The sequence below is a fragment of the Dokdonia sp. Asnod1-B02 genome (assembly GCF_045063955.1).
In the GTDB taxonomy this organism is placed as follows: domain Bacteria; phylum Bacteroidota; class Bacteroidia; order Flavobacteriales; family Flavobacteriaceae; genus Dokdonia.
Window position 1 is genome coordinate 1162402 of sequence record NZ_JBEFNW010000002.1, and the last position, 13887, is coordinate 1176288.

The window sequence follows — 13887 nt, forward strand, 5'->3', positions numbered from 1 at the left end:
TTATGGCTAGAATTGCAGGGATAGATATCCCAAAACAAAAGAGAGGTGTAATTGCATTAACGTACATCTTTGGAATCGGAAAGAGCAGAGCAGAAGAAATTCTTGCAGCTGCTAATGTATCAGAAGATAAAAAAGTATCTGATTGGGATGACGACGAAATAGGTCGCATACGTGATGCTGTTGGTACATTTACAATAGAAGGAGAACTTCGTTCAGAAGTTTCTTTGAACATTAAACGTTTGATGGACATCGGTTGTTACCGTGGTATTCGTCATCGTGTGGGTCTTCCTTTAAGAGGACAACGTACAAAGAATAATTCTCGTACTAGAAAAGGAAAGCGTAAAACAGTTGCAAACAAGAAGAAAGCAACTAAATAATAAGGCATAATGGCAAAGCAAACTGCAAAAAAACGTAAGGTTGTTATAGAATCAGTTGGGGAAGCTCATATTACTGCTTCTTTTAATAACATCATAGTTTCGTTAACAAACAAGAAAGGAGATGTTATCTCTTGGTCATCTGCCGGTAAAATGGGTTTCAGAGGTTCTAAAAAGAATACTCCGTATGCTGCTCAAACTGCTGCAGAAGATTGTTCTAAGGTTGCTCACGAGGCTGGCCTTCGTAAAGTAAAAGTGTATGTTAAAGGCCCAGGTAACGGACGTGAGTCTGCTATACGTGCTGTACACAACAGTGGAATTGAAGTGACTGAGATTATTGATATCACTCCAATGCCGCACAACGGTTGTCGTCCTCCTAAGAGACGTCGCGTTTAATAATAAATTATAATTAATATCTCGAGGGAGAACGATTAGCAAAGGATTGACCTTAATTTCTAATCACCCTCAACAAATACATTTAAAATGGCAAGATATACTGGTCCCAAAACAAAGATCGCTCGTAAATTTGGCGAAGCAATCTTCGGAGAAGACAAATCTTTTGAAAAAAGAAATTACCCTCCAGGGCAACACGGAAACAACAGACGTAGAGGAAAGAAATCTGAATACGCTGTACAATTAGCTGAAAAGCAAAAGGCAAAGTATACTTACGGTATCCTTGAGCGTCAGTTTAGAAACATGTACGACAGAGCAAATCGTGCTCCAGGAATTACAGGTGAAGTTTTACTTCAACTTTGTGAGTGTCGTCTTGATAATGTTGTACACAGAATGGGAATGTCTCCTTCTAGAAGTGGTGCACGTCAATTAGTAGGACACCGTCACATTACTGTAAACGGAAGCATCGTAAACATTCCTTCATTTCAGGTTAAGCCTGGTGATGTTGTTGCGGTACGTGAGAAGTCTAAATCTTTAGAAGTAATCTCTAACTCTCTTCAAAATTCAAGTAACGTCTACGAGTGGATTTCTTGGAACAACGATAAGAAGGAAGGTACTTTTGTGGCAATACCACAACGTCTTCAGATTCCTGAAAACATCAATACCCAGTTCATCGTCGAGCTGTACTCTAAGTAATAACCACTAAAGCTAGAAAACCGATATGGCAATATTAAATTTCCAGAAGCCCGATAAAGTCATTATGATTGACTCTACTGATTTTGAAGGTAAATTTGAGTTTAGACCTTTAGAACCAGGTTACGGTTTAACCGTAGGAAACGCTTTACGTCGTGTATTGTTATCTTCATTAGAAGGTTTTGCAATTACATCTGTACGTATAGAAGGTGTAGATCACGAGTTTTCTACATTGGCTGGAGTAGTTGAGGATGTTACAGAAATCATCCTTAATCTTAAGCAAGTACGTTTTAAAAGACAAATAGAAGAGATAGATAACGAAACTGTAACAATTTCATTATCTGGAGTAGATCAATTAACAGCTGGTGATTTCCAAAAATTTATTTCTGGTTTCCAAGTGCTTAATCCTGATATGGTGATAGCAAACATGGACAAGAAAGTAAATCTTAATATGGAAATTACTATCGAAAAGGGACGTGGATATGTACCTGCTGAAGAGAACAAGAAGTCTAATGCACCTCTTGGGACTATCTTTACAGACTCTATTTATACTCCTATCCGTAATGTAAAATATAGTATAGAGAACTATCGTGTTGAGCAGAAAACTGATTATGAAAAATTAGTTTTTGAAATCATCACTGATGGATCTATTCATCCTAAAGAAGCTCTTACTGAAGCTGCTAAGACACTTATCCACCACTTTATGTTATTCTCAGATGAGCGTATCACGTTAGAGGCAGATGAGATAGCTCAGACTGAAACTTATGATGAAGAATCTCTACACATGCGTCAGTTGCTTAAAACTAAGCTTATCGATATGGATCTTTCCGTTCGTGCGCTTAACTGTTTAAAAGCTGCAGAAGTAGAAACATTAGGGGATCTTGTTTCTTATAACAAAAATGACTTGATGAAATTTAGAAACTTTGGTAAAAAGTCACTTACTGAGCTTGAAGAGCTTGTAAATGTAAAAGGCCTTAGTTTTGGAATGGATCTAGCTAAGTATAAATTAGATAAAGACTAGTTAGCTATAGCAGAAATGCATTAGCGCTTTCGCGAAAGCGGGAAAATACATATTACAATGAGACACGGAAAGAAATTTAATCACTTAGGGAGAAAGACTGCACATAGAAAGTCTATGCTTGCAAACATGGCTTGCTCTTTAATTGAACATAAAAGAATAAACACGACAGTGGCAAAGGCAAAAGCTTTAAAGCAGTTTGTTGAGCCAATGATCACAAAGTCAAAAGAAGATACTACTCATAATCGTCGTATCGTTTTTGCAAAGCTTCGCCAAAAAGATGCAGTAACTGAATTATTCAGAGATGTAGCGGCAAAGATTGGTGATCGTCCAGGAGGTTATACTCGTATTATCAAGATGGGTAACCGTCTTGGGGATAATGCTGATATGGCAATGATAGAACTTGTTGATTACAACGAGATTTACAGCCCAGGTAAACCAGCAAAAAAGAAGAATACTCGTCGTGGAAGTAAAAAAGCTGAAGCTGTAGCGCCTGCTGCAACTGAAGAAAAAGCTTCTAACGAAGAAGAATAGGGTTTAATTATTCTGTTAATTAACTAAGAGGCTCACTGTAAAGTGAGCCTCTTTTTTTATTTTAGTTTTCAACTAATGTCTAAATTTTAATAATCTACTATATATGAGAGTATTACTTATATTATTGTTGTCCCTATTACTATCGAGTAATGTGAATGCTCAATTGGACATTGAATCCTTGGACGGTAGAAAAACTAGGGATGCAGAGCTAGCAATTCAAGCGCTTTCTTCTCAATGGGGGACATCTTCAAGTATTTCTGCACCATTGGAGTTAGGTCCAGAAGCCTTCGTTTTTGAAAATTGGGAATCTAAGGGGGAGTTTAATCTTCTAAATGGGACTAAATTCAATGTTCAAAATGTTAATTTTGATGTTGCTACAAATCAATTTCAATCAAGAATTTCAGATCTCAATTATTTTACGTTTGACAGTGAAAAGTTGAGCAAAGTAGACATTGCAGGTAGAATATTTATAAAAAAGTTTAGTATAGCGAATAATGGTTATAGGTTTTATGAGCTTCTAGTGCAAACAGATATTTTTTCTATTTATAAAGACTTTAGTATTAAGCTTGAACCTGGTAGAGTACGTTCAGGTGTAACGGATTCGGAAGTTAGGCAAAGTTTGAAGACCACTTATTATATGGAAAGAGAGAATAGTAAAGTGAATTTTAGACCATCCTTAAAAGGCTTGACAAAAATCTTTGACGACAAAAAGGATGAGATTAAACAATTTGTCAAATCTCAAGAAATTAAAGTTCGCACAGATGAAGATATAAAGAGAATAGCACTTCATTATATTCAAATAACGAAGTAGTTCTCATTCAAAATTATTCATATGGTTATCATTTTTTGATAACCTTTTTTTTAATGTATTTTTGCGGTAATATAAAACCTAAATAAGGGAGTCGATGAAATATCAATCTAGAAGACCAGCCATAATATTACTTGCAGACGGAACAATCTTTCACGGTAAATCTGTAGGAGACAAAGAAGCAACTTCTTTTGGTGAAGTTTGTTTTAATACAGGAATGACAGGCTATCAAGAAATTTTTACTGATCCATCATATTTCGGTCAGTTAATGGTTACTACAAATGCTCATATAGGTAATTATGGAGCAACAGATGTTGAGACTGAGTCTGACACTGTTAAAATTTCTGGATTAATTTGTAGAAATTTTAGCTACACATACTCAAGAAAAGATGCAGAAGAGTCTCTGGCATCTTTCTTGAATGACAGTAAGCTTTTCGCCATTTCAGATGTCGATACTCGAGCACTTGTTGCACACATACGTGATAATGGTGCTATGAATGCTGTTATTTCAACTTCTGTAGATGATATTGAAGGTTTGAAAAAACAGTTGTCTGAGGTTCCTGATATGAACGGACTAGAATTAGCCTCAAAAGTATCAACCACTGAAGCTTACTATTTTGGAGAAGAAAATGCCGAGGTTAAGGTTGCGGCATTAGATATTGGTATCAAACGTAACATTTTAAGAAACCTTGCAAAGAGAGGTGCGTACGTGAAAGTTTTCCCATATAACACTACTTATAAGGAAATGAAAGAATGGAATCCAGACGGATATTTTTTATCTAATGGACCTGGAGATCCTGAGCCACTTGAAAATGCAATACAAGTTGCAAAAGATATCATTAGTGCAAACGATCCATTATTTGGAATATGTTTAGGGCATCAAGTGATAGCACTCGCAAATGGTATTTCTACTTATAAAATGCACAATGGACACCGTGGGATCAATCATCCTATAATGAACTTGGTTACTGGTAAAGGAGAAATTACTTCTCAAAACCATGGCTTTGCTATAAATAGAGAAGAAACAGAATCTAATAACGATGTGGAAATAACGCACGTTCATCTTAATGACAACACTGTTGCAGGAATTAAGCTTAAGGATAAGAATTGCTTTTCAGTTCAATATCACCCAGAAGCTAGTCCTGGACCTAATGACGCAACATATTTGTTCGATCAATTCATAGATAATATTAAAAGTGTCACAGCTTAAAAATTTAATCCCCATCTTATTAATTAAGATGGGGATTTTTTTTATTTAAAAATTTATGCTTTCGCGAAAACGTTATCGCTACAAAAGAACATTGACTTCACAAAATCATCATCAAAATCGTATTTTTACGTAACTAATAAAACAACTATAACATGAGTATAATCATAGAAGTTCACGCAAGACAAATTTTTGATTCACGAGGAAACCCAACTGTTGAAGTTGATGTGTTTACTGAATTAGGTGTAATGGGAAGGGCAGCTGTTCCTTCTGGAGCATCTACAGGTGAGCACGAGGCAGTAGAGTTGCGTGATGGTGGTAATGCTTTTATGGGAAAAGGTGTATCGAAAGCAGTTGAAAATGTAAATACGCTAATTGCTCCAGAATTACTTGGAGTATCTGTTTTCGAGCAAAACGCTATTGATCAGCTTATGATAGATCTTGATGGCACTCCAAACAAATCAAAACTTGGAGCAAATGCAATCCTAGGTGTTTCTCTTGCTTGTGCAAAAGCAGCAGCTGCCGAATTAAATATGCCGCTATATAGATATATAGGTGGAGTAAGTGCAAATACACTTCCAGTGCCTATGATGAATATTATTAATGGAGGATCACATAGTGATGCGCCTATAGCATTCCAAGAATTTATGGTTATGCCAGTTAAAGCTAAGAGCTTTAGTCATGCATTACAAATGGGAACTGAGATTTTTCATAACCTTAAAAAAGTGTTACATGACCGTAACCTGAGTACAGCTGTAGGCGATGAAGGAGGATTTGCTCCAGCATTAGATGGTACAGAAGATGCGCTTGATAGTGTAAAAATAGCTGTAGAAAAAGCTGGTTACTCTTGGGGTGACGAGATTATGATAGCTCTAGATTGTGCCGCTGCAGAATTTTATGTAGATGGGAAATACAACTATGCAAAATTTGAGGGTGAAACCGGAAAAATACGTACTAGTGAAGAACAAGCAGATTACTTGGCTGAGCTAGCAGATAAATATCCAATTATATCTATAGAGGATGGAATGGATGAGAATGACTGGGAAGGTTGGAAATATCTTACTGATAAGATTGGTGATAAAGTACAACTTGTAGGTGATGATTTATTTGTAACTAATGTAGAGCGTTTATCAAGAGGGATAAATGAAGGGATTGCAAACTCTATCCTTATTAAGGTGAATCAAATAGGTACTCTTACAGAAACTATTGCAGCTGTAAATATGGCACATAATGCAGGCTATACCTCTGTAATGTCTCACCGATCTGGAGAAACTGAAGATAATACGATTGCAGATCTAGCTGTAGCACTTAACTGTGGTCAGATTAAAACAGGTTCTGCCTCACGTTCTGATCGTATGGCAAAGTACAATCAACTTATTCGTATAGAAGAGATGCTTGCTGATACAGCATACTTCCCGGCAATGAATGCTTTTAAGATAAAGTAATAACTATAAGAGTTATATTATTTAAAAAATGCCTTCTCCATGAGAGGGCATTTTTATTTCTACAATATTCGACTAATAACGGATTTTGAGGTTTATGTGCTTAGTGAAATGTAATTTTTCTTTTAAAATTAAAACTAGTAACACTCTTTATTGTTTGAAGTATTAGTTATTGCTACTGTAATTCAGTGTTTTATGTAAAAATAGACAAGTAAGTAAAATCTTACTTCGATACTGTTGTAAAGACGTTCAAATACATTAATTTTATATTTCCAAATTATGATCTTTAGAAGTTGTGTAGGTTTTGCTTTCGCGAAAGCGAATTTTAAATCTATATAGTTCTTTAAATTTTTACCTGGCTCATTCGTTGCATCGTTAGTGAATAAACAAGCAAGTATGACTTTAAGTTGGGTAAGAGCGGGCAGTTACGCTTCGATGTTGTACACTCGCTCTTTTTTTAAATGGATTTTGAAGAGATTCAAAATCTAGATTTAAGTTGGGTAAAGGACATGTGCTACGGTACATGTCCTTTTTTATTATTCTACAAGCAGCATATATGCCTTTATGTAAAAAGCCTGTATATAAGCTTCTTCTATATTTGGAAAATTCTCTCTTATCTTATCTAGTAAGAATTTAATTAATTTTTAACCTTCTATGAAGCCTATATGTTAAAAAATGAGACTTCTTTTTTGTAATTTAGCCTAACTTCAAACAATAGAATAAAATAAGAAAAATATAACGATAGATGGCAGATAAAGCAACCCTAACGATAGATGGAAAAAGTTACGAGTTCCCAATAATTACAGGAACCGAGAAGGAGCAGGCAATTGATATAAAGACGCTCAGAGGAGCTACTGGAGGAATCACGACGATAGATCCAGGTTATAAAAATACAGGGTCTTGTGAGAGCGCTATTACTTTTCTAGATGGGGAAAAAGGAATTCTTAGATACCGCGGTTATTCAATAGAAGAGCTTGCAGAGAAAGCAGATTTTCTTGAAACAGCTTATTTATTGATTTTTGGAGAGCTTCCTACAAAACAACAACTAGATAAATTTCACGCAGATATCAAATCTGAATCTCACGTAGATGAAGATATGAAGAAAATCTTAGATGGTTTTCCTAAGTCTGCACACCCAATGGGTGTTTTAAGTGCGCTTACCTCTGCACTTATAGCATTTAATCCTTCTACTGTAAATGTAGATTCTGAAGAAGATATGTATGCTGCTATTGTAAAACTTCTAGCGAAGTTTCCAGTACTAGCTGCATGGGCAATGCGCAAGAAAAAGAGTCAACCTCTTGATTATGGAGATAATTCTCTTGGTTATGTAGAGAACTTCCATAAGATGATGTTTGCAAAGCCTAATGAGGAGTATAAGGTGGACAAAGCTGTTATTGAGGCTATAGATAAGTTACTAATCTTACATGCAGATCATGAGCAAAACTGTTCTACATCTACAGTACGTATAGTGGGATCATCACATGCTGGTTTATTTGCATCTATTTCTGCAGGAATCTCTGCATTATGGGGACCACTACACGGTGGAGCAAACCAAGCTGTAATTGAAATGCTAGAAGCTATCAAAGAAGATGGTGGTGATACTAAGAAATATATGGCTAAAGCTAAGGATAAGGAAGATCCTTTCCGTTTAATGGGATTTGGGCATAGAGTTTATAAAAACTTTGACCCTAGAGCAAAGATTATTAAAGTAGCTGCAGATGATGTTCTTACTCAATTAGGAATAGAAGATCCTGTATTAGATATAGCTAAGGGACTTGAAAAAGAAGCTCTTGAAGATCCATATTTTGTAGATCGTAAATTATATCCAAACGTAGATTTCTACTCAGGAATTATATATCGTGCACTTGATATCCCAGTAGAGATGTTTACTGTAATGTTTGCAGTAGGTCGTCTTCCAGGATGGATTGCTCAATGGAGAGAGATGAGATTAGGTAAAGAGCCTATCGGACGTCCACGTCAGGTATATACTGGTGAAAACTTAAGATCTTTTAAAGAAGTTTCAGAGAGATAAGAACTCAGTAATAAAATATAAAAGAGCAAACATTTCGTTTGCTCTTTTTTTATGCTCGAAAAGTAAGTATGTGACTGTTTAATAATTTGTAAATTCACTTTCGTGAAAGATACCAATTATCCATTACCAGTTATTGTAGAGCAAGCAGAACTTATACTTGCAGGTTTAAAGACTACAATGTCTTTATCTCATAATACAACAATACAATTATGGCAAACCTTTGGACCATTAAAAAAGTCAATTCATAACAAGTCTAATGGTGGAAGTTATAGCGTGCAGTGCTATGTAGATGATTTTATGTCTATTCCTTTTACACCAGAAACCAAGTTTGTAAAATGGGCGGCAGTAGCGGTATTTAACGAAGATGATATTCCAAAAGAGTTAGAAGTGTTGAAAATCCCAAAAGGTAAATGGGCTGTTTTTTCTTATAAAGGCACCACAAGTGATTTTGGAAAATTTGCTCACTATGTGTATCAAGAGTGGCTTCCGCAGTCTGGGTATCAATTAGATCATAGACCACATTATGAGTACATGGGTTCGGATTATTTAGGGCCTAATCACCCAGATGCTCAAGAAGAAGTCTGGATTCCAATCGTATAGTTTTACTCACATTCAATTACTATATTTTTTATGTTACTTAATCGTTGTTGTTGGGATTTCAAGAGTGGAATTTGTAATTTCACGCTATGCTTAAACTCAATGTAAAAAACGAAACGTCACGTCTTAAAGCCGTGGTTTTAGGAACTGCAGAAAGTAATGGCCCTACGCCATCACTTGAAGATGCTTATGATCCTAAGTCGGCGCTTCATATTAAGGAAGGTACATATCCTCTTGAAAAAGACATGGTTCCAGAGATGGAAACAGTAGCGACTATATTCAAGAAGTATGATGTAGAGGTATATAGACCTAAACTTATAAAAGATATGAATCAGATCTTTACGAGGGATATAGGATTTGTGATTGATGATAAGTTTTTCAAGGCTAATATTCTCCCTGATAGGGAAGAAGAAATAGATGCTATAGAACATGTTATAAAGCAAGTGGCGCCAACACATGTGTTTAGATTACCAGAAGAAGCACACATTGAAGGCGGGGATGTGATGCTTGCAGATGATCATATCTTTATCGGGACTTACAGAGGGGCAGACTATCCAAATTATATCATTGCACGTACAAACATGCTTGCCGTAGGGATGATTCAGGAGTTATTCCCAAATAAAAAAGTGATGTCATTTGATCTTAGAAAATCAAATACAGATCCATACAGTAACGCACTTCACTTAGATTGCTGTTTCCAGCCGGTAGGTTATGGTAAAGCTATTTTACATAAAAATGGATTCCTTCAAGAGAAAGAGTATAACTGGTTATTGAACCATTATGGGAGGGAAAATGTATTTGAAATCTCGTCTCAAGAGATGTTTAATATGAATTCTAATATATTCAGTATATCGCCAGAAGTAGTAATTTCTGAACGTAATTTTACTCGTCTAAATACTTGGTTAAGAGATCAAAATATTACTGTTGAAGAAGTTGCCTATGCAGAGATTGCAAAGCAAGAAGGATTACTCAGATGTAGTACACTGCCGCTTATAAGAGAGTAGTTATTTTATTAACATATTTCATTATTTTTCACAGGATGTAAAAAGTGATGTAATAAGATCTATATCTACGTCTTTACCTACCTCATAAAAAAAATCTAATTGCCATTTTTTGGTTTTTAGAGCTTGTTTGTTATTTGGGGTGTCCCATGCTGGATAAACTCTAAAAGCTCTTTTGCCTTCTTTGCTTTGAGTTGAGATGATTCCTTTTTTGATAAGGACTGATCTAGGAAAGACAAATTGACCTAACTTGTTTTCTGTCTTTACATTTACTACATAAAAATCAATAAGATCACTTTCGTGAAAAGGTGAAATCTCTCCACTTTTTAATCGCTTCCAGAACGTTACAAATTGGCCTGCCTTCTTAGGCGTTACTTTCGCATCTCTACATATAATATCAAAGCCTGATAGCCTAAATGTACAGGCACCGTAGGATTTGCTTTCGAGCTCGTCATGATAATCCGAAATATAAAGCGAGCATTTGTCGTAAATGCTCGCTTTAATTTGTTTCAGGTTAGAGGTCATGATTTGTTAATTCACAGTGACCTTCGCAGCAAGCTCTTTTGCTCTTTCGGTAACTTTTTTAATATCACCATTTAGTTCGTCATATGTTACCACAACTCCCATACGTCTATAGGGGCGAGAGGTAGGTTTTCCAAAAAGCCTAAAGTCACATTTAGAAGCTGCTGCAATATCTTCGATGCCAGTAAAGGAAGGATTATCAGAATCCTTAGTAGCAAGAATCACGGCGCTAGCACCTACACGTTCTTGAGTAATTTCTTTTATAGGTAGTCCTAAAACAGCTCTTAAGTGTAGCTCAAACTCATTGTAGTTTTGAGTATTTGCCAGGGTTACCATGCCCGTATCATGTGGTCTAGGTGAGAGCTCAGAAAAGTAAACACCATCATTTCCTACAAAGAATTCTACACCCCATAAACCAGCTCCTCCTAAAGCAGCAGTAACTTTAGCTGCCATTTCTTGAGCGGTTTTAAGATGAGCATCTTCCATAGTTGCTGGTTGCCAGCTTTCTTGGTAGTCGCCTCGTTCTTGACGGTGACCTACAGGAGGGCAGAACAGCGTCTCACCATCTCTTTGTGTAACAGTGAGAAGTGTAATCTCATAATTAAAATTTACAAAAGACTCCACAATCACCTCGGCGACATCTCCTCTTGATCCAGCTTGAGAGTATTCCCAAGCTCGTTGAATATCATCTGGTGTTTTGATAGTGGATTGCCCTTTTCCGCTCGAAGACATTAAGGGTTTTACCACGCAAGGAATTCCTACTTCCTTGACTGCTTTTTGTAATGTTGCTGCAGATGTTGCATAGCGATAATTTGCAGTTTTCAAGCCAAGATCTTTAGCCGCTAAGTCACGTATGGATTTGCGATTCATTGTGAAGTTGGCAGCCTTTGCACTTGGAATTACGGTATACCCTTGCTTTTCATAATCATAAAAGCGCTCTGTGCGAATTGCCTCAATTTCTGGAACAATAAAATCTGGCTTATGCTTTTCGACTAGTCTATCTAGAGCGTCGCCATCAAGCATATTTATCACCTCACGACCATCTGCTACTTGCATTGCAGGAGCGTTATCATAACTATCTACCGCAATTACAGTTTGACCAAGACGTTGTGCTGCAATTACAAATTCCTTTCCCAGTTCTCCTGAGCCTAGTAATACTATCTTTTTATTCATAATGTTTTGCTTTCGCACTTCGGCAAGCTCTGTGTAAACTTCACTTGCATGAAAGCGGTATTATTTACTTTCTTCAATCCAAGCATTAATTTTTTCTTCAAGTAGTGCAAGTGGGATACATCCCGTCTCAAGTACTTCTTTGTGAAACTCTCTGATATCAAATTTATCACCTAACTCTTGGGTTGCTTTTGTGCGCAACTCTCTAATTTTAAGTTGGCCAATTTTATAAGAAAGCGCTTGTCCCGGATTTGCCATATAGCGCTCAATTTCTGATGTGATACCTGCTTCACTTTCTGCTTCATTATCTAAACAGTAAGCAATCGCCTTTTCACGGCTCCATCCTTTAGTGTGGATTCCAGTATCTACTACAAGTCTAACTGCGCGGTGCATCTCAGCTCCTAGTGTTCCAAAGTATTGATAAGGATCTGTATAGAGTCCCAACTCCTTACCAAGCGACTCTGTATATAATGCCCAGCCTTCACCATATGCGCTATACCATAATGTTTTTCTAAACTGTGGTAGTGTCTCGCTTTCTTGTGTTAGAGAAACTTGGAAGTGGTGTCCAGGGACAGCCTCATGTAAAAATAATGACTCATCTGAGTATACATTATACTTGCTAGCATCTGGTATAGGTGTGTAAAAAATACCTGGTCGAGTTCCATCTAGCGATCCAGGATTATACTCTGCACTTGCAGAGTTCTCTCTAAATGCTTCTGTCTGTCTCACTTCAAAAGACGTTTTAGGTTGTACGCTAAAAAGTAAATCTACTTGAGGCTTTATAGTCTCATGCATTGCATTAAAATTTGCAATAATTTCTTCTGGAGTACTGTACGGCATTAGTTTTTTGTTAGTACGTACATCATCAAAAAATGCTTTTAAATCTCCTTTAAAGCCAACTTGCTCTTTTACTTTTTCCATCTCAGTACGTATGCGAGTAACCTCGCTCAGTCCGAGTTGGTGTATCTCGTCTGCACTCATTGTTGTGGTAGTGTAAAGTTTGATAGCGTAGTCATAATAATCGCTACCTGCAGGTAGGTCACTATAGCCAGAGCTATCACGACCAGCAGCTAGGTACTCATTTTGTAAAAAGTCACGCATCTTTGCATAGGCAGGGATTACTTTACCTTCTATCATCGCAATGTAATCTGTGCGTAAAGTGTTTTTATCTTCTTCAGTTATTCCTTCTGGAAAGTTTGCTACGGGCTTGTAAAACAAGTGATTTTCTACAGTTGCTTCTGTCATAGCATCCATTTGTGGGATAATTTTTTTAATAAGGGACTTAGGAAGTACGTAGCCTTCTTTCATTCCTTGACGCATATTTTGCTCTGAGCTGTTGAGCCATACTAGGTACTCATCTACTCGTTGCTGCCAGTTGCGGTAATCTTCCACAGTGTTAAATGGTTGCGCACTCGCTCCACTCGCAAGTTGGCCAAACATAAGATGTGGAGACCACATCTGGTCTATAGGGGTAAGGTCTTTTTTAAACTCCATACCTTCTAGATTGATGGCAATATCCCAAAGTAACACCTCTTTGCTCATCTTCTCTGTGTCTGTAAGGTCACTGTCGTTAAACTGCTGGATAGAGTCGCGGTACGAGCTATAATAAATCTTTACTGCATCCTTATGAGATTGAGATAATGCGTCCGGAAATTTGTCATTATATCTATTATCTCCAGACATTGTCGCATTAAGCGGGTTAAGCTTTAGGCCGTCTTCATAATAGTTATCTAGCACATTGTTAAAAGCTAGTGATGTGTCTGCTGTACTAGCTGTTTCTGTTGTTGCATCGTTTTTACAGGCTATTAGGCTTAAGGCCATTATTCCTGCGAGTAGTGTTTTTTTCATAAGGAAGATTATAGATGTGCAGCTATAGTTTTCTGCAGTTTACGTTGTTTTAAGGTGTTTGTTGCGCTTTCGCGAAAGCGGTATTCTCACACTCACTATTACGTTACTAAGATACTTATTCACAAGTAAATTATATGGTCGCTTGGGTGCCTTATTACACAGAAGAATATTAAGACTTATTGTGGAATTAGAGATATTAAAAAACCCGCTAAGAGATTAGCGGGTTTTGTTTTGTTATGCTTTCGCGA

Annotated in this window: 14 protein-coding genes; 11 read left to right on the top strand and 3 right to left on the bottom strand. The window is 36.8% G+C overall.

Going from position 1 to position 13887, the window contains the following annotated elements; all coding sequences use genetic code 11:
- Positions 1–2 precede the first annotated feature (2 nt).
- From rpsM to ACJJVU_RS05340, 11 genes are all read left to right on the top strand, one after another.
- Positions 3–377 (top strand): 30S ribosomal protein S13, encoded by a 375-nt coding sequence (gene rpsM / locus ACJJVU_RS05290; protein ID WP_013751344.1) that lies wholly within the window; start codon positions 3–5, stop codon positions 375–377.
- A 9-nt stretch (positions 378–386) separates the two neighbouring features.
- Entirely contained in the window at positions 387–770 is a 384-nt protein-coding gene (gene rpsK, locus ACJJVU_RS05295) for a 30S ribosomal protein S11 (RefSeq protein WP_013751345.1), read from the top strand.
- An 87-nt stretch (positions 771–857) separates the two neighbouring features.
- Positions 858–1463 carry a 30S ribosomal protein S4 gene (rpsD, locus tag ACJJVU_RS05300; protein ID WP_013751346.1) on the top strand — a complete coding sequence of 202 codons (606 nt, stop codon included), beginning with the start codon at positions 858–860 and terminating at the stop codon, positions 1461–1463.
- 25 nt (positions 1464–1488) lie between these two features.
- Complete coding sequence (locus tag ACJJVU_RS05305) at positions 1489–2481, top strand: DNA-directed RNA polymerase subunit alpha (RefSeq protein ID WP_013751347.1); 993 nt, start codon at positions 1489–1491, stop codon at positions 2479–2481.
- Positions 2482–2538: 57 nt separating this feature from the next.
- Complete coding sequence (gene rplQ, locus ACJJVU_RS05310; protein ID WP_405223007.1) at positions 2539–3012, top strand: 50S ribosomal protein L17; 474 nt, start codon at positions 2539–2541, stop codon at positions 3010–3012.
- A gap of 103 nt (positions 3013–3115) precedes the next feature.
- Entirely contained in the window at positions 3116–3823 is a 708-nt protein-coding gene (locus ACJJVU_RS05315) for a hypothetical protein (protein ID WP_405223010.1), read from the top strand.
- Between the two features lie 94 nt (positions 3824–3917).
- A complete protein-coding gene (carA, locus tag ACJJVU_RS05320) occupies positions 3918–5030 on the top strand; it encodes a glutamine-hydrolyzing carbamoyl-phosphate synthase small subunit (protein WP_405223013.1) in 1113 nt (370 codons plus the stop codon).
- Positions 5031–5182: 152 nt separating this feature from the next.
- Positions 5183–6472, top strand: coding sequence for a phosphopyruvate hydratase (gene eno / locus ACJJVU_RS05325; RefSeq protein WP_013751352.1), 1290 nt, complete (start codon positions 5183–5185; stop codon positions 6470–6472).
- A gap of 742 nt (positions 6473–7214) precedes the next feature.
- Positions 7215–8501 carry a citrate synthase gene (locus ACJJVU_RS05330; RefSeq protein ID WP_013751353.1) on the top strand — a complete coding sequence of 429 codons (1287 nt, stop codon included), beginning with the start codon at positions 7215–7217 and terminating at the stop codon, positions 8499–8501.
- A gap of 102 nt (positions 8502–8603) precedes the next feature.
- A complete protein-coding gene (locus tag ACJJVU_RS05335; protein WP_405223017.1) occupies positions 8604–9101 on the top strand; it encodes a GyrI-like domain-containing protein in 498 nt (165 codons plus the stop codon).
- Between the two features lie 86 nt (positions 9102–9187).
- Positions 9188–10102 (top strand): dimethylarginine dimethylaminohydrolase family protein, encoded by a 915-nt coding sequence (locus ACJJVU_RS05340; RefSeq protein ID WP_405223020.1) that lies wholly within the window; start codon positions 9188–9190, stop codon positions 10100–10102.
- Positions 10103–10123: 21 nt separating this feature from the next.
- Here ACJJVU_RS05340 and ACJJVU_RS05345 read toward each other — a convergent pair whose 3' ends face one another.
- Genes ACJJVU_RS05345 through ACJJVU_RS05355 form a run of 3 tightly spaced genes read right to left on the bottom strand, consistent with a single transcriptional unit; the run spans position 10124 to position 13639 of the window.
- Positions 10124–10624, bottom strand: a complete 501-nt coding sequence (locus ACJJVU_RS05345; protein ID WP_405223022.1) for a MepB family protein — start codon at positions 10622–10624, stop codon at positions 10124–10126.
- Between the two features lie 6 nt (positions 10625–10630).
- Entirely contained in the window at positions 10631–11794 is a 1164-nt protein-coding gene (gene purT, locus ACJJVU_RS05350; protein WP_405223025.1) for a formate-dependent phosphoribosylglycinamide formyltransferase, read from the bottom strand.
- Between the two features lie 60 nt (positions 11795–11854).
- A complete protein-coding gene (locus ACJJVU_RS05355) occupies positions 11855–13639 on the bottom strand; it encodes a DUF885 domain-containing protein (protein ID WP_405223028.1) in 1785 nt (594 codons plus the stop codon).
- Positions 13640–13887: the final 248 nt, after the last annotated feature.

Bases quoted from the DNA above. Each gene is read 5' to 3' on its own strand.
- rpsM (WP_013751344.1), top strand. From the start codon at position 3: ATGGCTAGAATTGCAGGGATAGATATCCCAAAACAAAAGAGAGGTGTA.
- ACJJVU_RS05345 (WP_405223022.1), bottom strand. From the start codon at position 10,624: ATGACCTCTAACCTGAAACAAATTAAAGCGAGCATTTACGACAAATGC.
- rpsD (WP_013751346.1), top strand. From the start codon at position 858: ATGGCAAGATATACTGGTCCCAAAACAAAGATCGCTCGTAAATTTGGC.
- ACJJVU_RS05315 (WP_405223010.1), top strand. From the start codon at position 3,116: ATGAGAGTATTACTTATATTATTGTTGTCCCTATTACTATCGAGTAAT.
- rpsK (WP_013751345.1), top strand. From the start codon at position 387: ATGGCAAAGCAAACTGCAAAAAAACGTAAGGTTGTTATAGAATCAGTT.
- ACJJVU_RS05355 (WP_405223028.1), bottom strand. From the start codon at position 13,639: ATGAAAAAAACACTACTCGCAGGAATAATGGCCTTAAGCCTAATAGCC.
- rplQ (WP_405223007.1), top strand. From the start codon at position 2,539: ATGAGACACGGAAAGAAATTTAATCACTTAGGGAGAAAGACTGCACAT.
- carA (WP_405223013.1), top strand. From the start codon at position 3,918: ATGAAATATCAATCTAGAAGACCAGCCATAATATTACTTGCAGACGGA.
- eno (WP_013751352.1), top strand. From the start codon at position 5,183: ATGAGTATAATCATAGAAGTTCACGCAAGACAAATTTTTGATTCACGA.
- purT (WP_405223025.1), bottom strand. From the start codon at position 11,794: ATGAATAAAAAGATAGTATTACTAGGCTCAGGAGAACTGGGAAAGGAA.
- ACJJVU_RS05305 (WP_013751347.1), top strand. From the start codon at position 1,489: ATGGCAATATTAAATTTCCAGAAGCCCGATAAAGTCATTATGATTGAC.
- ACJJVU_RS05340 (WP_405223020.1), top strand. From the start codon at position 9,188: ATGCTTAAACTCAATGTAAAAAACGAAACGTCACGTCTTAAAGCCGTG.
- ACJJVU_RS05330 (WP_013751353.1), top strand. From the start codon at position 7,215: ATGGCAGATAAAGCAACCCTAACGATAGATGGAAAAAGTTACGAGTTC.